Consider the following 591-nt stretch of genomic DNA (forward strand, 5'->3'; position numbering starts at 1 on the left):
CCTTGAACATGCCGATGAAGGTCGAGACGATGCCAGGGATCGAGATCTTGAGTGCCTGCGGCAGGATGATCAGCCGCTGTGCTTTCCAATAGTCCAGCCCCAGCGCATCGGCTGCCTCGTACTGCCCCTTGGGCAGGGCTGCAAGCCCGCCACGGATCACCTCGGCCATATAGGCCGAGGCGAACAGCGTCACCATGATGATGACCCGCAGGATGATGTCGAAATTCGTCCCCGGCGGCAGGAAATAGTTCAGCAGCAGCGACGCCACGAACAGCAACGTGATCAAGGGCACACCGCGGATGAACTCGATGAACATCACCGCCAGCATCTTGATTACCGGCAGGTCCGAACGCCGGGCCAGCGCAAGGATGATCCCTGCCGGCAGGGTCAGCGCGATACCCGCAACACCAATGGTGATCGACAGTACGAAACCGCCGAACTGGTCCGACGACACCGGCTGCAATCGCAAGGGCAGCACACCGGCGAGGGACGAGGTCAGGGGTCCGGCAGCGACCAGCCACCAGGCCACGGCCGCGACAACACCCACCGCAAAGGCCAAAAGGCCGAACCGCACCACCAGCAGGCGCCGAA

At 62.8% G+C, this 591-nt stretch carries 1 protein-coding gene; it reads right to left on the bottom strand.

Annotated features, from left to right (window positions below; translation table 11 throughout):
* Positions 1 to 591: amino acid ABC transporter permease (locus tag PKE99_RS39370; RefSeq protein WP_271215157.1), on the bottom strand; the 591-nt coding region annotated here is incomplete at both ends.

The organism is Pseudonocardia halophobica, assembly GCF_027922425.1.
Taxonomy (GTDB): domain Bacteria; phylum Actinomycetota; class Actinomycetes; order Mycobacteriales; family Pseudonocardiaceae; genus Pseudonocardia; species Pseudonocardia halophobica.